Source organism: Clostridioides sp. ZZV14-6154, assembly GCF_020657785.1.
GTDB lineage: Bacteria > Bacillota > Clostridia > Peptostreptococcales > Peptostreptococcaceae > Clostridioides.
This window is the reverse complement of record NZ_JAGWCY010000115.1, coordinates 1-202: the sequence shown is the minus strand read 5'-3', so window position 1 is coordinate 202 and position 202 is coordinate 1. Positions and strand designations below refer to the sequence as shown.

The 202-nt window shown below is 37.6% G+C and carries 1 protein-coding gene; it reads left to right on the top strand.

Annotated features, from left to right (window positions below):
* The coding region (locus tag KGF45_RS19985) for a hypothetical protein (protein WP_227843097.1) at positions 1-202 on the top strand (202 nt) is incomplete at both ends.

Sequence of the window (202 nt, the reverse complement as noted above, 5' to 3'; positions counted from 1 at the left end):
CCACCAGATGCAGAAACAAAAGTTACATTAGTATTTACAGTAGAGCATACATCAAGTGGAAAAACAGCAGATACGAAATCAATAGAGGTAACAGTACCTGCTAAGACAGCTGTAGATACAGACCAAGAAGCAGTAGATAATGAGGCATCAAAAATAACAAGTGTAACTGAACCGACAAAAGATGCAACAACACTAACTATGC